This window comes from Flavobacterium fontis, from assembly GCF_900129405.1.
Lineage (GTDB): Bacteria > Bacteroidota > Bacteroidia > Flavobacteriales > Flavobacteriaceae > Flavobacterium > Flavobacterium fontis.
Map to the genome: position 1 here is coordinate 1 of NZ_FQVQ01000023.1, position 22,103 is coordinate 22,103.

General features: G+C 33.5%; 26 protein-coding genes. All 26 read right to left on the reverse strand.

Going from position 1 to position 22,103, the window contains the following annotated elements:
- Positions 1-180: 180 nt before the first annotated feature.
- Complete coding sequence (locus tag BUC17_RS13530) at positions 181-591, reverse strand: hypothetical protein (protein WP_073365415.1); 411 nt, start codon at positions 589-591, stop codon at positions 181-183.
- A gap of 186 nt (positions 592-777) precedes the next feature.
- Positions 778-1,272: a hypothetical protein gene (locus tag BUC17_RS13535; RefSeq protein WP_073365417.1), complete on the reverse strand. Its 495-nt coding sequence runs from the start codon at positions 1,270-1,272 to the stop codon at positions 778-780.
- A 149-nt stretch (positions 1,273-1,421) separates the two neighbouring features.
- On the reverse strand, positions 1,422-1,814 hold the full coding sequence (locus tag BUC17_RS13540; RefSeq protein WP_073365419.1) for a hypothetical protein: 393 nt from the start codon (positions 1,812-1,814) through the stop codon (positions 1,422-1,424).
- 165 nt (positions 1,815-1,979) lie between these two features.
- Positions 1,980-2,666: a DKNYY domain-containing protein gene (locus tag BUC17_RS13545; protein ID WP_073365421.1), complete on the reverse strand. Its 687-nt coding sequence runs from the start codon at positions 2,664-2,666 to the stop codon at positions 1,980-1,982.
- Positions 2,667-2,824: 158 nt separating this feature from the next.
- The gene (locus BUC17_RS13550) at positions 2,825-3,298 is read right to left on the reverse strand and encodes a hypothetical protein (protein ID WP_143161820.1); all 474 of its coding nucleotides are present in this window, start codon (positions 3,296-3,298) and stop codon (positions 2,825-2,827) included.
- Positions 3,299-3,459: 161 nt separating this feature from the next.
- Entirely contained in the window at positions 3,460-3,888 is a 429-nt protein-coding gene (locus BUC17_RS13555; RefSeq protein ID WP_083544999.1) for a c-type cytochrome, read from the reverse strand.
- A gap of 167 nt (positions 3,889-4,055) precedes the next feature.
- Complete coding sequence (locus BUC17_RS13560; protein ID WP_143161821.1) at positions 4,056-4,940, reverse strand: hypothetical protein; 885 nt, start codon at positions 4,938-4,940, stop codon at positions 4,056-4,058.
- A 148-nt stretch (positions 4,941-5,088) separates the two neighbouring features.
- Complete coding sequence (locus BUC17_RS13565; protein ID WP_073365429.1) at positions 5,089-5,610, reverse strand: hypothetical protein; 522 nt, start codon at positions 5,608-5,610, stop codon at positions 5,089-5,091.
- 176 nt (positions 5,611-5,786) lie between these two features.
- On the reverse strand, positions 5,787-7,559 hold the full coding sequence (locus BUC17_RS13570) for a hypothetical protein (RefSeq protein ID WP_143161822.1): 1,773 nt from the start codon (positions 7,557-7,559) through the stop codon (positions 5,787-5,789).
- The gene (locus BUC17_RS14175; RefSeq protein ID WP_200798344.1) at positions 7,556-7,795 is read right to left on the reverse strand and encodes a hypothetical protein; all 240 of its coding nucleotides are present in this window, start codon (positions 7,793-7,795) and stop codon (positions 7,556-7,558) included. Before BUC17_RS14175 ends, BUC17_RS13570 begins: the two co-directional genes overlap by 4 nt.
- 5 nt (positions 7,796-7,800) lie before the next feature.
- Positions 7,801-8,232: a hypothetical protein gene (locus BUC17_RS14180; RefSeq protein WP_200798345.1), complete on the reverse strand. Its 432-nt coding sequence runs from the start codon at positions 8,230-8,232 to the stop codon at positions 7,801-7,803.
- A 275-nt stretch (positions 8,233-8,507) separates the two neighbouring features.
- Complete coding sequence (locus BUC17_RS13580; RefSeq protein ID WP_073365431.1) at positions 8,508-9,299, reverse strand: hypothetical protein; 792 nt, start codon at positions 9,297-9,299, stop codon at positions 8,508-8,510.
- Positions 9,300-9,469: 170 nt separating this feature from the next.
- Positions 9,470-10,192 carry a hypothetical protein gene (locus BUC17_RS13585; RefSeq protein ID WP_073365433.1) on the reverse strand — a complete coding sequence of 241 codons (723 nt, stop codon included), beginning with the start codon at positions 10,190-10,192 and terminating at the stop codon, positions 9,470-9,472.
- Positions 10,193-10,218: 26 nt separating this feature from the next.
- Positions 10,219-10,590 carry a hypothetical protein gene (locus BUC17_RS13590; protein WP_073365435.1) on the reverse strand — a complete coding sequence of 124 codons (372 nt, stop codon included), beginning with the start codon at positions 10,588-10,590 and terminating at the stop codon, positions 10,219-10,221.
- 4 nt (positions 10,591-10,594) lie between these two features.
- Positions 10,595-11,638, reverse strand: coding sequence for an HNH endonuclease family protein (locus BUC17_RS13595; RefSeq protein WP_073365437.1), 1,044 nt, complete (start codon positions 11,636-11,638; stop codon positions 10,595-10,597).
- Complete coding sequence (locus BUC17_RS13600; protein ID WP_073365438.1) at positions 11,625-13,340, reverse strand: AAA family ATPase; 1,716 nt, start codon at positions 13,338-13,340, stop codon at positions 11,625-11,627. The genes BUC17_RS13595 and BUC17_RS13600 overlap by 14 nt, the downstream gene beginning before the upstream one ends.
- 5 nt (positions 13,341-13,345) lie before the next feature.
- Entirely contained in the window at positions 13,346-14,869 is a 1,524-nt protein-coding gene (locus BUC17_RS14040; protein WP_073365440.1) for an argonaute/piwi family protein, read from the reverse strand.
- Positions 14,866-16,218: a toll/interleukin-1 receptor domain-containing protein gene (locus BUC17_RS13610; RefSeq protein ID WP_073365442.1), complete on the reverse strand. Its 1,353-nt coding sequence runs from the start codon at positions 16,216-16,218 to the stop codon at positions 14,866-14,868. The genes BUC17_RS14040 and BUC17_RS13610 overlap by 4 nt, the downstream gene beginning before the upstream one ends.
- Positions 16,219-16,681: 463 nt before the next feature.
- Positions 16,682-17,224 (reverse strand): hypothetical protein, encoded by a 543-nt coding sequence (locus BUC17_RS13620; RefSeq protein WP_073365446.1) that lies wholly within the window; start codon positions 17,222-17,224, stop codon positions 16,682-16,684.
- 164 nt (positions 17,225-17,388) lie between these two features.
- On the reverse strand, positions 17,389-17,895 hold the full coding sequence (locus BUC17_RS13625) for a hypothetical protein (RefSeq protein WP_073365448.1): 507 nt from the start codon (positions 17,893-17,895) through the stop codon (positions 17,389-17,391).
- 188 nt (positions 17,896-18,083) lie between these two features.
- Positions 18,084-18,485, reverse strand: coding sequence for a hypothetical protein (locus tag BUC17_RS13630; RefSeq protein ID WP_073365450.1), 402 nt, complete (start codon positions 18,483-18,485; stop codon positions 18,084-18,086).
- 178 nt (positions 18,486-18,663) lie between these two features.
- Positions 18,664-19,131, reverse strand: coding sequence for a hypothetical protein (locus BUC17_RS13635; RefSeq protein WP_073365452.1), 468 nt, complete (start codon positions 19,129-19,131; stop codon positions 18,664-18,666).
- A 174-nt stretch (positions 19,132-19,305) separates the two neighbouring features.
- Positions 19,306-20,187, reverse strand: a complete 882-nt coding sequence (locus tag BUC17_RS13640; RefSeq protein WP_073365454.1) for a helix-turn-helix domain-containing protein — start codon at positions 20,185-20,187, stop codon at positions 19,306-19,308.
- A gap of 11 nt (positions 20,188-20,198) precedes the next feature.
- The gene (locus BUC17_RS13645) at positions 20,199-20,621 is read right to left on the reverse strand and encodes a nuclear transport factor 2 family protein (protein WP_073365456.1); all 423 of its coding nucleotides are present in this window, start codon (positions 20,619-20,621) and stop codon (positions 20,199-20,201) included.
- Positions 20,622-20,689: 68 nt separating this feature from the next.
- Positions 20,690-21,220: a carboxymuconolactone decarboxylase family protein gene (locus tag BUC17_RS13650; protein ID WP_073365458.1), complete on the reverse strand. Its 531-nt coding sequence runs from the start codon at positions 21,218-21,220 to the stop codon at positions 20,690-20,692.
- Between the two features lie 283 nt (positions 21,221-21,503).
- Positions 21,504-21,971, reverse strand: a complete 468-nt coding sequence (locus tag BUC17_RS13655; RefSeq protein ID WP_073365460.1) for a hypothetical protein — start codon at positions 21,969-21,971, stop codon at positions 21,504-21,506.
- Positions 21,972-22,103: the final 132 nt, after the last annotated feature.

A 22,103-nucleotide genomic window follows, 5' to 3' on the forward strand; every position in this document is an offset into this window, starting at 1 on the left:
AACCGTTAACCGCGGAACGCCCTATGTAGAATTAAGTAAATTTTCGGCTTAAAAACTTGTTTTTGATCTTGGAATGCCGCTAGCCGACTGTGGCGGTCAAAGCGAAACGATTTTTCCTTACTAAGATAAACGTTTTTCGTGTAATCCAAACACCAAACTAGCACTTACCAGCCATAGCGGCTAGCGGCTGTTAGTGGCAGTTGTCTTTGTTCGACGCAAAATAATTGAATCCCCATTAACATCTATCAATTCTAATTCAATGAATCTATTTTTGATAGTAAATTTTATTTCATATTCTGAATGAAAAATATAATAGTTTTTTTTTGTGTTTTGTGAAAAAGATATCTTATCATTTGTGATTTTCCATTTGAAAAATTCATCCTCCTTAAAGTATAAAATAACACCTGTCAAATCATTTTTAAAAATAACTTCATTAAGACAATGTAAAGTAGTTCTTACCCCTGTTTTATTTTTAATTTCACAAATATTCCACTTTCCAACGATTTCGTTTTCAATTTGATTATTTGTCTGTGAATAAACCTTGATAAAACAGAAAATAATGAATAGGAATAATGTTATTTTTTTACTCATTTTTTTTACAATTGCCACTAACGTTCCGCGGCTAGCCGACTGTGGCGGTCTATGCGAAAGGTTTTTTCTTCCACTAAGATAAAAGTTTTTTGCTACGCACCGTTCGCTTCGCTCGGGTCGTGAAAATAGGGTGGAAGCGAAGAAAATCAAGCCATAGTGGCTAGCCGCTGTTAGTAGCCGTTACTATTAAATCGACTCTTTGAGCCATTCTTTTACACCTCTTTCTATAAAAGTCTTTGTTGAAAACAATTGCTTTAATGTTATTTCATTTTCGTTTGTACAACCTGAACAAATTGTTGTTTTCTCATTACTGTTCATATTAATTTCAATTTGTTTCAACTCTGAAATGCTCAATGAAATTGCATTTTGTTTTTTAAGTTCATTACAAGCAATAGTTGCCAAATACTTTTCTGCAACACTTTTGGACGCTAATTTATTTTTAACTTCACTATAATTCTCATTCTCCAGCAACTTTGTTATTGTCTCAACGGGTTTTGAAGTCATTCCTGAGCTATAACAAGCAAACCCAATCAAATTGTCCATATCAATTTTTCTTGGAGGTGGAGGAAGTTCGATTTCCTCAATTTCTTTTTTTTCGGTTTTCGCTTCTTTTTCAGTTTGTTTTCCATTACAACATAGAAAAACGAAGGTCAATAAAATAAATAGAATGTTTCTTTTCATACGAGGCAGGTTAGGTAATGGCTACTAACGTTCCGCGGCTTTGCGCCGTAGCGGCAAGTTAAGGATAAATGTAAAAAGAAATTGTGATGTTCAGATTATTTTCGAAGAAAGACAAACCAGCTATGGCGCAAAACCGCTGTTAGCAGTCGTTAATTTTCATAAACTTTTTCACTTATCACTTTCCAGTCACTTTTCTGTTTCTCAAGTTCTATTTCGGCACCCATTCCTTCAGAATCAAGTCTAAAATAAACTGAGGCCAAATCTTTTTTAATATCGAATTTATGGAAAACTATAAATGCTTTAATGCCTTTTGCAGTTAATTCTTTTTCTGTCATGAAAGCAACTTCTTGACCGTTTATACTAATTTTAATTTTCGGCGAAACTTTACCATTATCAAGTATAATTATCTGTTTTTCCTGAAAGAAATTCATCACTCTTTTCAAGTCAAAGCATTTTTGAACTATTTTCTGTTCGTCTTCATTTCTGTTGGAGTTGAAAGAAGTCAAAGCAATTAAGAGTAAAATTAAAACTGTATGTCTCATATTTGCAGGGTTTCGATTTAATGACTGCTAACGTTCCGCCGCTAGCCGACTGTGGCGGTCAAAGCGAAATGATTTTTCCTTACTAAGATAAACGTTTTTCGTGAAAGCCAAACACCAAACTAGCACATAGCAGCCATAGCGGCTAGCGGCTGTTAGTGGCAGTATTTAATTCTTTTCCACTTCTTTTATTGAATATGGAGGAATAAATTCCCATTCTTTATTTTTATCTCCAATTATGAATACATCTCCAATATTTCTTTTATCATCTTTGTCAAAATAAAAAGTTTCTGCATCAGCAATTTTAAATATTTCGGAATGTTTGTAAACATTCATTTTGTCAACTGCAAAATAGAAATATTCAGGACCGTTTATTAATTTAAAAGTTGCTCCATCAGCATTTTCGATTTTTTTTCCTCTAAAAAACGCATTTACACCATCAGTTGCGTAATCTTTTCCTAAATATTTAAATGTTTTTGGGTTTGCACCTTCGACTATTATTTTTCCATAATAACAAACACCACAATCTGAATAATCAATGCAAGGAATTTCAATTGGATAATAAATATGATTATCATCTTTTGCATATTTAGTTCCAGCCAGAACTTTGAATGATTTTAAATCAATTCCATCAAGGGGCTTTACATTACAAGCTATTTCTCCACCAAAAATCGAATCTCCTATTCTAGTATATTTGTCAACACTTTCTTTATCATTAAGTGTTGTCCATTCTAACTTACCTTTAAGTTCTTCTGTCCTGTCTATTATTCCTTTTGGCTCAAAGTATTCAGTTTGACTTTTGCAACTAATCAATATAAAATAAATTGAAATAATAAATATAAGTGTCTTTTTCATACGAGATTTTCTAATATTGCCACTAACGTTCCGCCGCTAGCCGACTGTGGCGGTCAAAGCGAAACGATTTTTCCCTACTAAGATAAACGTTTTTCGTGTAAACCAAACACCAAACTAGCACTTACCAGCCATAGCGGCTAGCGGCTGTTGTGAGCAGTTTAAATACCACCCCATTCTTCAGTTTTGTATATCAGTCCTTTTCTTTCCTTATCATATTCAAAGTAAACGGTTAATCCGCCTCCGTTACTAAAATGAACAGCTCTTTTTGAGTAAGTTGTAGAAAAAGGAATTACGTCCACATAAAACTTTCCTTTTCTATATTGGAGTGGACCGATTCCAACCATTGTTACGTTACCATCATTTTCTCGAATAACCTTTCTATAATCGAAATAGCCAAGATATTTAATTTCAAAACTTTTTATTTTTTTTGGCCAAATTTGACCTATGTGTTCTCCATCTTTCACAAATACTGTTTTAACTTTTAAAGAATCTAACGATTCACAGTATCTTTTTAAGGAGTATAGAAAGACATTGTCCAAATTATTTAGTTCATCCGTATCCAAAACAGTTTGACTGAAGCAATTCCAGTGTCCAATTAAAATTAACATGAAGGTGAAAACTAATTTTCTCATTACACAGGTTTTATAAATTGCTCACAACGTTCCGCGGCTTCGCGTCTGTTGCGATTCCTGCGAACTGCGTACTTTCTGCTAAAATAAAAGTTTTTCGTGAAGAAATGAGTTGTAATTAAGAAAAACCAGCAATAGCGCGAAACCGCTGTTGGCAGTAGTTGTTAATCTGTTTTTTGGCTCTTATTTTTCTGGTATTCTTTTTCAATGTAATAATACACAGCATCCAATTTTGTATCATTTAGATTTGGGAAACTTGGCATTAGTCCAAAATTTCCCGACCTTAATTTTAACGCAATTGTATCGCCATCAGAATACATTTTACTTGAATTCCGTGTGTAATTGTACAACCAATTTTTTTCTCTACGTTTTGTAATTCCACCAAGTGGTGGAGCGGTTGCATATTCAATCATTTTTTTATCATGACAACTTGCACAATCTTTTTCATAAATACGCTTACCTAAATTGTATTTTCCATCAACTTGAGTAGTTTTCATTTTATTAGGAACTGAATAAAAAGTTGATTTAACCGATATGATTGTGATAATCATTGCAATTGCAAAAAAAGATATATAAATGTATTTTCTCTTCATTTAAGATTATGTTCTGCAATTACTGCCAACGTTCCGCCGCTAGCCGACTGTGGCGGTCAAAGCGAAACGATTTTTTCTTACTAAGATAAACGTTTTTCGTGAAAGCCAAACACCGAACTAGCACTTACCAGCCATAGCGGCTAGCGGCTGTTATGCACAGTATTTTTCTATAACTTCAAACTGTGCTTTTCAAGCATATTCATTATTCGATAACTGTCGTTTTTCCAAACATCTCTATCTTGTTTTAACTTTTCAATAGCGATTTCCGTTAAGCGTTTATCATTACTATTGATTAAAAATTCAATTAGCCCTGGAAGGAATATAGAGTCTTTTTCTTCTTTGAAAGTTACTTTTAGAAATTTATCTTCAAAATATGATTTTATCTTTTCTTTTGATTGTGTTGCGTAATACTTGTTCAAATAAAGCAACGCATAAACATTATTATCTTCAAATGCCAATTTTTCAATTCTTGGAACAAAAGAATCATTATGTTTTCTGTTTTCAAAAGCCCGTAAATATAAAAGCCAATAAATTTTTTTGTCCGAATTGATGATTACGCTATCCAATTTTCTCATTACCAAATCATTTTCAAGTCGCATTTGCATCGCTTTAACTTGCTCCTTTTCATTATCTCCAGTAATATTTTTTGCTGCATCAATTCTTATTTTATTCCAGTATTCATGATAGACAAAAGATGATATTAATTCTAAATCTTCAATACATCCTTCATAGGTTCGGACTTGCTGATTTTTTTTAAGTTCAGAAATTAAAAAATCAACTACATTTTCATTGTTAGGTTGAATAACTTCTCGATAAGCATAACTTCTCAAAACAGGTTTCTGTGAATTTGTTAAATCTAAAAGTTCTTTTTCAGAGATTAGCTTTTTTAACTTCTGGAAATTCAAATACTGTTTGCCTTCTTCGCAAGTTGTACCTACACAATCTGATTCAACAATATTTGCTTTTTCAATTGTCCGAATAAGATTTTGCTTTGTTTGTGAAAAACAAATTGTTGTCAAAAACGAAAATAAGGATAGAAGCAGGATTTTCATAAATATTGTGCATAACGTTCCGCTGCTAGCCGACTGTGGCGATCAAAGCGAAACAATTATTTCCCACTAAGATAAACGTTTTTCGTGTAATCCAAACGCCAAACTAGCACTTACCAGCCATAGCGGCTAGCGGCTGTTAGCGGTAGTACTAATTTTTTAGTATAGTTTTTAAGTTCTCCAAATTATTCTTATTTCTCACAAAAGTAAATGGTTGATTTCCATTAGATCTTGAGTTTATTAAAAAGGTACAATCTGAATTTTTAATTATTGTTATTAAATTTTCTTGCCGGTAACCATAATCAAAGTCAGAGAACACTATTATGGTTTCGTTATTTTCTTTTAATCGCCATTTTAATTCGCCCCAATTATTTGTTATTGATTCGATTATTTCATTAACTGTTTTTCTACTTATTACTTCCTCAAACTTACTTTCTGATTTGATTTTTTTAAAACTATAATATGAACACAATATCATAAACACTAATAGAAAGGCTATAATCAAAAAGTCAATGTAAATCAATTTTGAGAACTTTTTTATTACAAAAGTTAAAATCAAAGTTGTAATTGAAAAAATAGGAACAAAAATGATATATCGGATAAAAATATCAATTACTGAAAATGGCCATCTATTACTGTGAATGATATATTGTTTTTGTTCTTCAGATATCATTTTAAATCTGGTTCTAAAGTATTACCGCTAACGTTTGGCGGCTTGGCGTAGTGGCGGATTTTTAGCACAAAAGTTCAATCGAAGAACGGCACTTGAACCTACCACAAAACTGTCATACGAAGCACTGCACCCGCCATTACGCCAAACCGCTGTTATGCCCAGTGCTTCTTTTCGGTCTATGCAAACATTGCCATTTGTCCATTGTTTACAGGTGTCATTTCGTTAATAAAAATGTCCCACAAGTCAAGTGTTAAATTGAATTTATACTTCTCGTTAAGCGTTTCAAGTTCTGTTTGCAGGTCGGCTTTGTCAATGTGTTTTGCTAATTCTAAAAGGTCAATTCTCATTAAAACGTCTTTTGTAAAAGTCCTTTTAGCGTCTGGGAAAGTTACTGATTGTAAAAACTGAACTGTCGTATTGGAGTTTAAAAGAATTAATGCGTAAACAGCAAATTCTATTTTGTCAAAACCTATCAAATAACAAGTGTCGTCAAGCATTACGGGTTTGTTGTCCTGTGGCAGAATAAGCGTAAAATGAAATGTCTTGTAAAGTCCTGATATGGCAACCTTGAAAGGTTTGAAGGAATAATCGCCAATACCAAATATTGAAAACAAGGGTTTGTTGTTATAGATACTAGATTTTCTTGCATCAAAATTTGCTTGATGCTGTGTCAGGTATTGATACGTTTTAGGATATTCCGTTTTGATATAGTTTGTCTCTTGACCAACTTTCTTTTGCGTAACAATTGTAAATTTTCGTGTTTGATTAATTACTGTGTTTTTAAGGTCAGAACTTTTGAGAATACCGTAAACTAAACCGTCTTCCAATTTCACTTCTTCGTTCAGACCGTTTACATAGTGTCCGTTCACTTTGTCTAATTCCATTACGGTAGAACAATCGTGTTTTAAACCTTGTCGCCAAACAAAGGGACACTCTCCGTCAATTTCTTTCGTGTGAATGTATGTGTCAATGTTTGAAACAAATTTATCGTTCAACCAACCGAATTTGAGTTGAGATTTTAGATTGTTGTAAAAATCAAATTCTGTGCAATCAAATGTCGGTAGCGAATTTAGTTTGCAATAAAACAAAGCTGCTTCTACTGAAACGTCAAATTCCTTTTTGCTATCAATACACTGTTTTTCAATATCTGAAATCTTGTAACGATTTTTGTTTTGGTCAAAGACAATGTTTTTGATAACAGAATTTTTAACCAATAACAACAAATTCCCTTTCATATTTTGAAAGGTCTCAATCATAGTCAGCGTAATAAATTCAGCAATATCAAAATTGCCTTTACCTGTCATAGCATCTAAACCGCTATGGTTTTTGAAATTTGTTTTTTTAGGAAGATTAGTTGAGTTTAAACTACCCAATTTTGAATTGGTTACCCATGGTGGATTGCCAATTACTAAAATATCGTTCGTTGAATGTTTCTTAGCTATTTCTTTAAAATCGAAATCAAAAACATTGCAATGAACTATTAAAATTTCTGGTTTGTTTGAATTTGGATTAGAAAGGAAAAAATCTATAATGTTGAATTTGGTTTCCCAAACGTAAGGTTTGTAAATTTCAACACCGAAAATATTTTTGATGTTTTTAAAGTTGCGTAATGAAGCAATAATAAAATTTCCCTTTCCACAGGTTGGCTCAATTACAACTTCTGGCGAAATGGTTTTTGAAGATAAGTGTAACGTAACCTTATTCGCCAAATCTGAATTGGTTTGAAAGTCGCCATATTCTGCTCTGTCGGGTTCTTCAACAATATTATTAGTAATTGAAAGAACTTCTTTAAGCGTTTCTAATTCTTCATCATTATCAAAAAAATGTATAATGCCGAAGGCATCATACATTTTTTGATTTGCCTTTTCAAAAGATGTAATCTTTTTCAGATTGTCATTTAAGAAATCTGAAACTTGATGAGTAATATTTGCTTCAAATACTTTCATCATTGAGGTTTGTTATAGCTTACAATTTTGGTTATTCCTTTTACTTCATCTGTAAGAGTTACAATTCGTTGATATTGTAATCTCCATTGTAGAGCATTTGAAATAGTCAAATAACCCTGTTCAGGTGGAGTTTTTAAGATTTGTTCCGCTAGTTTCGATAATGTTATTTCGTCTGCTGGGATATTTTTGTCTTGCAAGTAAGCAATGATGTCGGCTTCATTAGCTTTATCCTTAACCATTTCTCTTAAACGGTAAGTTGTTGTAAGTCAGCCGTTCTTTCTTTTGCAACAAACGAACAACTTACAAAATTCAAAGTTGCTGTTTTAGTTTTCGGGTCGTCAGCTTTGTCGTAAACGAAAACAAGTAAGTTGTAACCAAGTCCGAAAACCTTTTGTTTAGCGTCTTTGAAAGGGCAAGATGATTGAGGCTGTTTTATCGAAGTTACTTTGATGTCAGTTAAAATGTCGTCAGAAGGCAGGTCAACACCGCTTGCAGAAGAACCAATTGTAACTTCGTATTTGTCGTTTAAGTGCTTTTGAAATTTCTGCTCAATAAGTGTCCCAACGGCTTTGCCGTCAGTAACTCCAAATAGTTCTTTATGCTGAAATTTAGATTGTTCAGCACAGAAAATTTGGGCTTCTTTTATTAAGGTTTTTATCGTTAATTTTTGCTTCATTCTCGTCTTAAATATATGTCGCTAAGTTAATGTTTTTAAGGTTTAAATCTGTCCTGTCAGGTTGTCAAGTTTTACACAAAAGTTTGATGTCAAGCTATAATGCTTGTCTGGTGCACGGTCGTCATAGCATTGGGCATAACGGTTTGGCGCTTGGCGCAGTGGCGGATTTCGGAGCTCAAAACTGTCAATACACCACAAAAGTTGATGCGAGGTAGAATGTTCAATTAACCACGTCACCCGCCATTGAGCCAAACGCCTGTTAGTGGCTGTGTTTTTCATTCTTCGTCAAGATATTTTTCAATAATTGAAGAACGAAAATCGTTTATTTTCATTCCGTCATAACCGTTTGTCTTTTCGTTTATACAATCAATAACAAATTGACGTTTTTTGTCAGTTGTCCAAAAGTTATAATCGTCTGGAATATTCCATTCCGCTGGTGTTTCAACACTTTTTAGTTCGTTTGCTACTCCTTTGTCTTTGTCAATGGTGTCTTGCAGAAACATATTCCATTCTTCATTTTTGTCGGTTGCTTCTGGAAATGAAATGTAGTATGTCGGGTCAGCATTAAAAAGAATTTCTCCTAATTCTCTTTTATTAAGGTCGGTAAGTTGCCCAATCAAGGCTTCTTCGTCAGTGTTCAAAATTTTGCAAAGTCGTTCTTTCAAATATTCAACTTCCCATTCTTTTGAAATAAACTTTTCAGAACTTGCAAAAGTCAATAGTCCAAGATAAAACGCTTTTACTATCTGCCTTCTGTCAATGTTTGCCTTAATGAAAACCTGTGCGTTCTCGTATGCTTCTGAAATTGTTAATACTTCTTTGTCCCAACTTACACGTTCAAAATCAAACTTAATGTCGTCTCCTTCGTTGTCATATTGAAATGAAGTTTGTTGAACACCAATAGAAATTGCTTCTAACCAATGTTTCAAATCTGGAAGCGGGTCCCAAACGTGAGAAAATCTATTGTCAAACGATTGTTGTCCAACGGTCAGTTTATAGCGTAACCAACCCGCTTCGGCTTCATAAAAGTCAACGGTTAAAAGTTCTATTTTTGGTTTATCTCTCATTTCTGTTGTCGTGTCGTAACATTGCCACTAACGTTTTGCAGCTACCCGAAGGTGGTGATTTCGAAGCACTTCACTTTCAACTAAGCACAAACTTTGATAGAAGCACAAAGCTTGATTTAACCACTGAACCGCCACTTTTGGGTAGGTGCTGTTATAGCCAGTTGTTATTTTCATCTCGTCCAATAGATTTCTAATAATTCGTGTGCGGTTTTCGGTATGAGTTGTCTGTCTTCTTTACTCTGTCCACTTACTGCTTGCAATTTTTCTTTAAGGTCAATGTAAATTGGGTGTTTTATACTCGAAACTAACGAGCCACCCTTATTGAGTTCTTCTGTTATTTCGGTTTTGAGTTTTTGCGTGTCAATTTGTAAATCGTCTATGTAGTCAAAGCCACGTTTGATAATTAAGTTCGATTTTAGTCTTTCAACTTGTCTGTCAATAAATGGAAGTCCATATATTTTAAAGTCACCAAATATTTCTTTCACTGTTTTTTTTGTCGTCTCAACCTGTCCGTTATGAAAATAATAAGCCTCTTGAATATTTAAAATACCTGTATTATGTTTCAATACTTTCAAGTCTTGGTTTGGATTTAAAAGCCCAATGTTTGATTGATTTATAAAAATGTATTCAGGATTTAGTCTTGAGGCAATCAAGCAAGCAAAGTATTTGTCTTTATGTGAAAAGATTATGTGAAGTAATTCGTGAACTGTCAAATTGTTTACCTGTCTTAGTCGTTGAAAAGTGTAGCAACTATTTTTATATGCTAAAAATTCAAAGTCAGGCAATACTTCACTTGCCGTCTGAATGAGAATTTGTTTTATCTCTCCTTTTTTCAGTTCGGGTGATTTGTCCTGCTTAGTTGTCAACTCTTTTATTTTGTCTATCCAATTCAATTTGTCTATTCGTTTGCGGTTTCGTTTTACAATTGGCTATAACGTTTTGCGTGTTGCCGCAGTTGGCGATTTCGGAGTACTTCACTGTCAACCTGCACAAAAGTTTGATAGGGACACTCAGCTTCAATTTTGCACGTCACCGCCAATTGAGGCAACACGCTGTTACCAGCTGGCGTTCTTGTCCACCGTGTCTGTAAACCATTGTCCTTTTTGAGTTTCTTTGTAGTGTTGGTCTGTGCGGTTGCGTATTTTTTATTTTCAGAAGGGAAGGGGATTTTTTTTAATTCAATTTTGTCAGCGTGGGAAAGGTGGAAGCTCTTTTGCAAGCTTTGGTCTGTGCTTGGGCTCGTGCGGCTTGCAAATGTGCTTACACCTATGTGTTGGCTGACTTTTTTCATTTTATTACGGATTATTCAATATACCCATTTGAATGGCTATATCTCGTTTTAATTTTCCAAGTTGAACCTGATTAATTTGATTCCTGCTTAAGGGAACGTTATAGTTATCCAATAAAACATTTGTCTTAGATTCGTTAATCGTAAATAAACCAATAATTTGTTCACTGATAGACTTATTTATCTTCGGACTATGATTTTTAAAAGTCTTGACAAGTTTGAAGACAACTTTTTTGTGGGCAATATTTTCATATCTATGAAGTATTCTGAAGTCAACAAGAGCATTGTCAGGATGAGGTGTTTTATTTGTATACGAAATGATAACATCCTCATCTTTTGAAAGAATTATTGTGTTTAATCGAAATTGGAAGTGGTCATCAAGCCGTTTTTCAAATGGGTTGAAATGTGAGTCAATATCAAACCTTTTTTCAAGCTTCAATTGAGCGTTGCAGGGTGAGCAACCAGGAATCAAATTAAAAAAAGAAACACTTAAATAAGGGTGTCTGGATTGCGGATAGAAGTGGTCTAATTGCAATAGTGCAAGTCTTTCAGTTTCTCCATTTAAACCATTAACATCTGTTATTACTTGTGTTACTTGTTCATTGCAATATGGGCAGTATGACAAATTGAATTGATTGCAATTTTCTCGGCATTCAGGTTTATTCCTATATAACCTGTAGTTAAAAATGTCTTTTACAATTATCCCAAATGGGGTAAGTGTCGCATTGTCATAATCAATATCATTTGAAAAGAAACCAGCTCCACAAATATTGTCTATTTCTGCTATTACCGTTTTCAGTATTGCAGGCCGACCGGTAATTACTCTTTTTAAATTTAAAAAATTATTATTCAATAAGTAATCCCAAAAATCTACTCTGGTTTGGTCTGGAATGGCTGCATCTTGGAGTCTTCTATTTCTAATCCTTTGAACTAAAGAAGACGTGGCGTGGTAATTAATGCCATCTACCAACAATTCCCCAACTAGTGAGTTGTAGTGACTTAAAGCTAATGCATCAAGGTCAGCTATTGTATGGTCGTCAATTTTTATCATTCAGAAGTTTATTTAATTGCCCTCTAATTAACTCATCTCCAATTTGAGCTATGAGAATTCTGTCTTCATTACTGATTTGACTTTCTTGATTTCTTATTTTATTGACAAGAACTTGAATTTTGGAAGCAGCAAAATGACTTATTAAACTTCCCTGCATAAAGAAAGCGTCTAAATAAAGTTCACCAATATTTCCACCAAAAGTTTCGCCTTCAATGCTGGTATTAGCAATTGCTTCAAGATTTTCATTTTCATTTTTCCGCACAAAAAGCAAATTACTTTTTGGTAAATCTGAAACTAAAAAAGGTGAGTGCGTAGTGAGAAATATTTGACATTTCTTGTCAAGTAATTTTGGAAGTATGTTTATTAATTTAAATAAAAATTCGGTCTGCCATTTGGGATGAAAATATAAATCACCTTCATCAATGCATATCAATACATTATCTTCCTTAATCTTTCCAGCAATCGAATAGAAATTAGCAAATAAATTTATGTAAGCCTTGTGACCGCTGCTAATGCCTGCCCACTCAACACTATATGATAAACTTTGGTTTGTTGTAGCGTCTAAATACCCTGTAAGGAATGAGCCAACTCTGTCATTGTACTCTAAGGTAAATTGAACTCTTCGATTTGCATATGTGCCAATGTCTTCTTTAAATTCGGAATTACTTTGATTGCCCAAATCTCTATCCGCCAACTCTGAAAGAAATTTATAGGTTTCAAAAATGCCCCAATATTTATCTATGGTAGTTGCAAAGTCTCCAATGAAATATTTAAAAACTTCATCAATTCTATAATCTGATTGCGTTACCTCAAATAACGAATTTAATATTCGATGAAGTTCTTTTTTATCCTTAATGACTTTCCCATCAACATGATTTAAAATATCTCTATTCAAGATAAAATCAATAAAAACAAGGAATGCAGAGAAGTATTTTATGGAATTCGTTGACTTATTGTCGGTAATTTTCTTTCTAAAACTTAATACAAATTCTTTCAATCGTATTTCATTCTCAGTTTCTCTTTTATACCTCTCGTCAAAAGTTTTTATACGGTTAATAATGTTTGACCAGATTGGCGAAGTAAGAATAACCTTAGAAGGTTTCAGTTTTTGTTTTGGACTTGAATTAACAGAGGTTTCTATATCTTCAAGCAACTTGAATTGTGGACTCTTTATGAATTTTATTTGTTGTTGAATAGTTTTTTGATAGTTCTTATTAATGTTTTCACCGAAAGAGCTATTCAGCAAGTCATTTGTTGAAATATTTATAATCTTTTTGCTGAAATTATGTCGTCTTCCATCAAATACGTTAGAGAAAAAGATTGAATTTATAGACGGGATTTTACCGTCATAACTTTTTATTTCTGCCCCAAATTCATTCTTAATATAAGGCATTTTGTAATTATAAATAGTATAGTAATTTCCATCGTTAAATACAGCGAAGAACGGTTTATTAATAATTGTATTAGCACCGTCTGAAATATATTGTATTAACTCTAAGAGGTTAGTTTTCCCAGAAGCATTCTTTCCAATGATTCCGATAACATCGGTGATTCCATTTCCAAAAAAGTTCTTTATGTGCTTTTTGTTTTCAGTTCTCTTTAGAATTGAATTTGAATATTCAAAAGTATGTTCAGTCGCAAGGTTAAACCCTTGATTTTTGAATCCTTTATAGTCATCTATCCATATGTAACATAGTTTCATAATTCCTAAATATAAAATTTGAATGCCAATGGAGGAGCTACTAGGTCCGTACTCGCTGTTAATATTTCTCCTATTTTGTCGGCAAATCGAAGTGTTACTGGAACTCCGTCCGCATAAATGCATGCATTGTAATTCAATTTAGTCAATGCCAAAATATCTTTTAAAACCTGTTCAATTTCCGCTTCACCTTTATTTATTTCAATGAAAATTGGGTTGGGTACTTCCATTGATAAAGTTGATTCTGTTTTCGGAACATAACCAACTGTCCAAAGAAAAGCACTCTTTTCGTTAACAACAAAAGCGTTACCTCTCATTATGGGGTAATTCCCTTCTGATTTGAAAAGTTTTAAAGGTTTTGTTTTGGTAATTGTAACACCAACCAAATTAGTCCCTTCAGGTGTTACTTCTTGAAATGCTTTCCATTCCTGTCCGTTAAACTTTGTCTTGGCATGAATAAAAATTTCATTGGGATAAACTCCATTTTGTTCTTTGTATGATTTTAAAGCTTGTGATAACAATGCTTTTGCTTCTTTGGGTTTTAGATGAAATTCTCCCTTCTCAGGATTATACCATGGGCCAACTTCACCCTTGAAAACAGTGCCATCACCATTATCCAAAAACATTTGTGCAGCACAACAAGCATTCTTCGGATTCTTGCTTTTTTCAATTTGCTTGTATACAAGCCCTAAGTAGCAAACACCGCTTCTAATATCTGATAGTTTCCAAGGTTTACCACCCGCCTTATAAAACGCAGCAGTAGAAACTGTCCAAGCCAAGTGACCTTCAATTTTTGAAAAGTCTCTTTTGGGTGTACCAAACTTATTTTTGAAATCTCGCCATGCCAAAGTGCTCTCTCTTAAAATCTGTGTAGGAATGGTGTGCTCCAACAATCGAGCTTTCAACTGGTCATGAAATTGTGCATCATAATTGTAAGTAATAGCTTCTTTTTCCTGCTCCTTCAATTCTTTGTTAATGTCTTCAAATAAAGTTGGTTCATATCGAAATGATTTCGCTTTCGATTTGCTTATAACTGATTTTGTTTGAACCAAATCTTTAGGTAATACTGAATTAGGTCGGCAGTATTGATAGATTTCATCAGGAACTACCACAAACCAAACATCTACTTTTTCATCTTCGTTTTTGTTGGCGGCAATTATTTTGTTAATGAATAATGTAACTAAATCATACGTCCTTTTGTGAGTGCTGTCAGTGTATAGCAGTTTTCCGATTTCTTCATTGGTTACTTCTTTGAAAACAACATGGTGTGCATCCCATTTGCAACCAAACACGGCTTCAAATCCAGGAAACATGGGGCGTGTAATATTATTAGCGTTGTAGATGGGTTTTTGGATGTGCTTAACGTAGTTTTTAAAAATGTTTAAACCGTTCTGTGTTGACACTACTCCGCTTTTAATACCGTATATTTTAGATAGCGGACCAAATAATGAAAGTCCGTCTCTTGCATCTGCACATTTCTGTCCATTGGCAAAGAGTATATTCGGCTCAGGTATGTATATCAGTTCTTTCATTCTGAATCGGCTTCTTCAATCATTTCTTCGTCTAATTCATTCAATTCATTTAAATCTGAGATTTCTGCTTCATCTTCCAGCGTATTTTTCTCGGGAATGTTATAGCTGACTTGCCCGACAAATTGAACAGGCTCATTTGAAACATGAATCTTTTCTTCACTTCCTGCTTCCAGATAAAAACTGGTTTCATCATCTGAAAGATATTTTACAAAGGCAAGTAGTTTATTTCGCCAATCGTCATTCCACCAGTTTTTACCTTGCCTTCTTCTTGCTGCATGTTGAATACTTTTGCTTTCAATAGGTGTAATTCCGTCTTGTGTAAAATAGATATGTGAAGAAACCATCAGCACAGGAAAGGGATAAAGCTTGCCTGCTGCCGAAATTCCAAAGTGCCAGTTCTTATCTTTTTGTTTACCCACCAATTGAACTTTATTGAATTTATCTTTTTCCAGTTTACCCTTTTTAAACCAATAGCCCACTTTGTTAGACATTGGATATTCCTGAACTCCCTTGTCTTTCATTCTCAGCTCAAATGCCTTGTTCAATAGTTGAACAATCAACCGCTGACATTCAAAGTTCCCAATGAATGGCGATTCGTATTGGCCGGATAGTATTTCTTCGGTGGGTATTCTAATTGTATGGTTACTGTTGTAAGTTTCTGTTTTCGGAAGTTGGTGCATGAAATCATATTCCCATGCAAACGTGCAGATATAGTTTTTGTAGCGAACCGCAGGAAAGGTTAGTTCACGCACATCAAAACCTTTTGGCATCAGCTTTTCAAAATCATGAAAACGCAATTCTTTGGGAAATGATAAAATGTTGAACCAGTTAGAATCATAAATTTCTTCTCGTTCAATTATTCCTTTATTGTGCAGAAAAATCTGTTGATACAACGCATTACTCTTGTCAGGGTCAGGACTGTTCTTTTTTACTTTCTGGTCATCAAGTGCTTTCAATAAATCTTGCAAACCTGAAGCCCATGATTTTTTAAAATCAATCGCATTCAGGCGAATGATTTCAGGCGGCAAATCATCAAAAGAAAGGTTTTCATCAATAATTAGCGGAATGATGAAATTATCATCCTTTAATTGCTTTTTCACTTTTTCCGCAACGGCAATTTCTTTTAATACTCCGTCTCGTTTTATCGCTATTTCAGAAGTAGCGAGTAAAAACTTAATCGCCCCTTCTCGAATTTCCTTATCAATTACTTTCCAAAAATCGGCTCCTTTGTCCAAGAACAAAACATCACACCAAACTTCATAACCTAAGGCAATAAGCTTTAGTGCCAACCATTTTGTGAAATCGTTGTCATCAGGTGCGGCATGGCTTATGAAGATTTTGTTTCTCATTCCTGTTTTAAAAATATTAGCTTGTCAAAATACTATAAAAATTCATTGTATTATTCATATGCTTTTTCGGTGTGTTGGCAGAAACGGCTCTTTGGCTTTTGCCTGAAGGGTTGGCTTGTGCGATTGGGGCAAAAGCCAATGTGCCGTTTGCGGGTCGGCATAAAATTGAATTAAAAAAAATGTGCGGTGGGGAAAATAAAAAAACAGAAGGGTCGGGAATGAGTGTCGGCTTACTCGTTGTCCGTTTCTTGTATCGTTTGTATGTCTTTGTTCACTTGTCAAAATGGTTTACTTTTTTCTCGTTTAAGTTCGTTTTTGTCTGCTGTGTCGTGTCGTTTTACGCTTGCTGGTAACGTTCCGCGGCTAGCCGACTGTGGCGGTCTAAGCGAAAGTTTTTTCTTCCACTAAGATAAAAGTTTTTCGTGAAAATAGGGTGGAAGCGAAGAAAATCAAGCCATAGCGGCTAGCCGCTGTTAGCCGGCGGTTTTTGTTTTTTTATACTTTTCCTAATCAGTTTTATTAATTTTTTATCATCACTATTAAGTATGACTGCACCACATATTGCTTGACTTCCATAGAGAGAAGTTGCATTTTCATCTTTTAAAATTTCAATTGATTTTATTGTTTCGTTATTAAAATATTTAAGAACATCAGAAAAAATCGGATATTTATTTAAGTCTAAAATATATCCAGTTTTATTTTGATAAAGGACAAAAAGTATTTTACATTTAAATTTATTTGATTGTCTAATTATTGCATCATTTACATTTTCGTTTTTATTAACTTTTATTACAATTGTATCAGACACATTCTCAAGTTTAATGATTGAGTCATGCTTTACCTTTTCAACAATAAAATTAATTTGCTTTTCCTTAGAATCTATTTTTTCTAAATCACTAATCCAATCATCACTTTCAGTTTTAAATCCTACTTCTATTTTGTCATGTTTTTGTCCAAAACAAAGATTTGCTGTAATTAATAATATTGCAATAAATGTACTTTTCATTTTTAGCTTCTTTTGGGCAAACTGACGGCTAACGTTCCGCCGCTAGCCGACTGTGGCGGTCAAAGCGAAACGATTCTTTCTAACTAAGATAAACGTTTTTCGTGTAATCCGAACGCCAAACTAGCACTTACCAGCCATAGCGGCTAGCGGCTGTTAGTGGCTGGCTAATTTCCATTAAATCTTCTCACCAATTTTATTTCAGTATAATCTTCTGTTTCCGATACTTCTATTACGATAAAAGATTCTACAATCATTTTATCAAATCTCAAAACATCTATCATAGTTTCATTTTCCACTGTATAAATTGTAATTGTATAATAGTCTTCCGGATTTCGAGAAACTTTTCTTGTTGGCGGTTCTTTACAATTCGAACTTTGACCAAAGATTAAAGCATTTTTTCGGTAAAATGTCCAATCAACCACTTCACATAGACTTTTGTGTTTTGTTCCTTTTTTACAAACAAATGCATTTAAAGTGTCTTTTTTGAAGTATAAGCTATCAATATTATTAAATTCCCAAGACTTGTTTGAAGGCAAACTTAACTTTCCGTTTTTCATTTCCACAACGCTGTTTTTAACTATTTTCTGCAATGTGTATTTTGTCGGTTTGATTTGAGCAAACAAACAAATTGGAAACAAAAAAAGTATGTAAATTAATTTGTAATTATTCATTTCATTTTCTTTTGCAGAGTAGTTTCTGTTACCGCTGACGATAGCTAGCCACTAACGTTCCGCCGCTAGCCGACTGTGGCGGTCAAAGCGAAACGATTTTTCTTTACTAAGATAAACTTTTTTCGTGTAAACCAAACACCGAACTAGCACATTCGAGCCATAGCGGCTAGCGGCTGTTGTGCGCAGTATCAATAAATAAACAATTTTTCAAGAATTGCATTTCTAGCTGATATATGATTTGATGGAAGTTTTTCATATTCCTCTAAAAACCCAAAAAAATATAATCTTTCATTTACTGTCATTCCGCCAATTAATTTTTTAATCTTATTTTCCATATTCCAGAATGATTTCTCACAATCTTCTTCGATTGCATTTTCAGGAAAAGACCAACCAAAATATCTTGCCTCTTGTGAAAGGTATTCAATAAATCTTTTTAATTTTTCAGGCGATTCATAACTTAGATCATTGTAAATACTTATAGTTTGATTTAAATGATTCTCAAGTTTTGAGTTCTTTGAGTCAATTCGAATTGAGTTTAAATTACTGATATGATTCTGTAATTCTGTTTTAATAGTTAAAAAATAGCTCATAAAAGTTCTTTTCTAGTTCTATTGGCGAGATATTGCGCACAACGTTCCGCGGCTAGCCGACTGTGGCGGTCTATGCGAAAGGTTTTTCTTCCACTAAGATAAAAGTTTTTCGTGAAAACAGGGTAGAAGCGAAGAAAATCGAGCCATAGCGGCTAGCCGCTGTTACCAGCTGTTTGAACTATTTACAATGTTTTAATGCAAAATTGTCAAGCATATTTCCTAATAGCATTGCTTCATCTTTTGTAATTCTACCTTCTTGTTCAGCAAGAACAATTATATCAGTAACATATTCAAACTCAATTCTGCTTTTGATTTTCCCGCTTTTGATAATTTTATCAAGTTTATCTTTTCTGCTATAATATAGATTTTGTTTTTTTAACTCTTGCCAAAAGTATTCAACATCTTTTCCCGAGCTTTCTTGAAATCGAGTAAAAACATCTTCAATTAAGTATTTTAAAGAAGCAATTTTTTTAAACTTTGGTTCTGGATTTATTGCATACTCTTTATATTCTTTATAGCAATTTACAACATGATCTAAAGTTTCTTTTGACCAACTTTCAGACGGAAACTTTCGCATAGACTCAATAGCAATATCTATTACTTTTGATAATTTTATTGCTTCATCTTCGTAGTTTCTTTTAGTCATATTGATTTATAGATTCTGATTTTCAACAAATAGCTGGTAACGTTCGGGTATTGCCGAAGGCGGGGTTTAGAATTACTAATGTCCAAATTTAGCACAAAAGTTTATAAGAATTACAAATGTTCAATAAAGCACTGAAGCCCCGCTTTTGGCAATACCTTGTTGTGCGTTCGTTCTTCACACCATTGCTCTTCCAAAACCTACTGTATCCCTGTATGCCTGTGGAGAAATATCGGCATTCTTTTTAAAAAATCTGCTAAAATAATATTCGTCAGTATAACCCAATTCATACGCAATTTCTTTTACTGCTTTGTTGGTTAAATAGAGTTCTCTTTTGGCTTCTATAATAATCCGTTCTGAAATTAAATCAGTTAGTGTTTTATTAAAATGTGTCTTTGTAATTTTAGCCAAAGCATTAGCAGAAACATTTAATAGATTGGCATAATCGCTCGCAGAATGTTTGGTTTTAAAATGGGTTTCAATATAATTTTTAAGATTTTGAAGGATAAAAGGTTCTTTGTTTTCTTCAGGATTAATTTGAATTTCGGTTTGTTGTTCTGCTTTTAGTCTGGATGCTGTAATTAAAATTATTTTTAAATAAGAAACCAATAATTCATATTGAGCCAAAGCTGGTTTTTGCATTTCATCTATTATTTGTTCTAATAACATTTTAAAAGTGTTGCTTGCATTTTCATTTATCAAAACAAAAGGAGGGTTGTATATATTATTAAACAACACACCATTGCAAGCTACTTCTTGCTGATGCTTGTGAATGCAGAAGAAATCGGGATGAAAATTCAGAACAACCCCTTCCATCTGCTCATCTGTTTGAAACATAAAAGGTTGATAGGGCGAAAAGGCGAATAAACTATTTTGAGTAAAATTATATTCCGAGAAATCGGCTTTTGCTACACCATTTCCTTTTTTTATCCAAATTAAAGAATAATAATTTAATCGCTGAATGTGGTCGAAATGCATGTTATCATTAAACGAAAAAACCTTAAAGGCTAAATTTCCTGTTTGTGAGTTAATCAAGGTAAAAGTATCCGTATTCATCATTGAAATTTCGTTTATAAAAATTTTCTATCCTTTTCATCAATAGCCAAATCATTGATACTTGCATACCTTTTTTGCATCAATCCATTTTCGTCAAACTCCCAATTTTCGTTTCCATAAGCACGCCACCATTGACCATTTATATCTTGGTATTCGTATTCAAAACGCACCGCTATTCTATTCTCACGAAAACCCCACAATTCTTTTTTGAGTTTGTAATGCAATTCTTTTTGCCATTTCCTTTTCAAAAAAGATACGACTTCTTCACGCCCATTTATAAATTCGGTGCGGTTTCGCCACTCGGTATTTATAGTATAGGCTTTAGAAATTCTTTCTGGGTCTTGACTATTCCAAGCATCCTCCGCCAACTGTACTTTTTGCAAAGCAGTTTCTAATGTGAAAGGTGGCAGTGGTAATTTTTGTTCTGTATTGTTCATTTTCTATATCTTATTTTAAAAAAAATGCGAACCAACTTCAAAACGCTGGTTCGCAAGAGTATTAATTTTTAAATTGTTGGTGCTAAAGGAAAATCTACAGGAATTTTGGTAAGGTTGTGCAAAAAATTCATAGCAGTTTTGTCGCTTACTTGGAGTATTAAATCTACTAAATGTTCTTTGGTGTAACCTGCTGTAAAGAATGCATCTACATTTGTATCGCTAGCATTACCTCTATTTTTTGTAATGTCGGCGGCAAGTGTTACTAAAGCATTCAATTTACTATCAGATGATTTGCCGTGTCTGATTTCGGTTAATTGCTCATCATTAAACCCATTCATTTTACCTAAAACCAAATGGGCACTCTGGCAATAGATACAACCATTTACTTGGCTTACGATTAAATTTACGGCTTCTTTTTCTTTGTTTGAAAGTGAGGTCTTAGCATTTTGATAAGCCAAAAATCTTTCTAAACCATTTTTTGAATAAGCAATAGTTGCATACAAATTTGGTACAAAGCCCAAAGCTTTATTCAAATTGTCAAAAATCGCTTGGTTGTTTTCCGAAACTTGTTCTCTTGTTGGAACGGTAAATACTGTCATCTTTTTATTTTTTAAAATTATTTGTCATTATTGACAGTGCAAAGATGCAACCACTTAGTTCCTTATAAAATGGATTTATGGCGCAAATTGATGGACGATTTTTTTTGAGGTTGGTTTTCTCGTCGGTCTTTTTAGAATGACGCACAACGTTCCGCGGCTAGCCGACTGTGGCGGTCTATGCGAAAGGTTTTTCTTCCACTAAGATAAAAGTTTTTCGTGAAAACAGGGTAGAAGCGAAGAAAATCGAGCCATAGCGGCTAGCCGCTGTTACCAGCTGTTTGAACTATTTACAATGTTTTAATGCAAAATTGTCAAGCATATTTCCTAATAGCATTGCTTCATCTTTTGTAATTCTACCTTCTTGTTCAGCAAGAACAATTATATCAGTAACATATTCAAACTCAATTCTGCTTTTGATTTTCCCGCTTTTGATAATTTTATCAAGTTTATCTTTTCTGCTATAATCTAGATTTTGTTTTTTTAACTCTTGCCAAAAGTATTCAACATCTTTTCCCGAGCTTTCTTGAAATCGAGTAAAAACATCTTCAATTAAGTATTTTAAAGAAGCAATTTTTTTAAACTTTGGTTCTGGATTTATTGCATACTCTTTATATTCTTTATAGCAATTTACAACATGATCTAAAGTTTCTTTTGACCAACTTTCAGACGGAAACTTTCGCATAGACTCAATAGCAATATCTATTACTTTTGATAATTTTATTGCTTCATCTTCGTAGTTTCTTTTAGTCATATTGATTTATAGATTCTGATTTTCAACAAATAGCTGGTAACGTTCCGGCGCTTGGCGAGGTTGCGAACTTCGGAACCGATTATTTTCTATCAAAGATAAAATTTCTTGCGAAAAGTAAACTTGAATTTACTA